Origin of the sequence: Kitasatospora sp. MBT66 (genome assembly GCF_000710405.2) — a bacterium.
Taxonomy (GTDB): domain Bacteria; phylum Actinomycetota; class Actinomycetes; order Streptomycetales; family Streptomycetaceae; genus Kitasatospora; species Kitasatospora purpeofusca.
Genome location: NZ_JAIY01000010.1, coordinates 835,613 through 835,899, shown reverse-complemented (window position 1 = coordinate 835,899; position 287 = coordinate 835,613). Strand labels below are relative to the sequence as shown.

Below are 287 nucleotides of genomic sequence, written 5' to 3'. Positions count from 1 at the left end.
GTCCGCAAGGTCGACGCTGCCCGGCTGGTCCATCTCTCCGCCACGGAGAAGGTGGACCCCTCGCAGCCGGTCACGGTCACCGCGGAGCCGGGCAGCCGGCTGACCGATGTCACCGTGGTCGGCCCGGACGGCCGGATCGTCGCCGGACGGCTCTCGGAGGACCAGCGCAGCTGGCAGACCACCGGCCGGCTGAAGGCGGCCACCGCCTACACCGTGCGGATCGCCGCCGACGACGGCAGCGGCGGGCGCGGCGAGACCACCTCCGGCTTCGCCACCCTGGCCGCCCA

The 287-nt window shown here is 75.3% G+C and carries 1 protein-coding gene; it reads left to right on the top strand.

Annotated features, from left to right (window positions below; translation table 11 throughout):
• The coding region (locus BI06_RS51235; protein ID WP_043472425.1) for an Ig-like domain-containing protein at nucleotides 1–287 on the top strand (287 nt) is incomplete at both ends.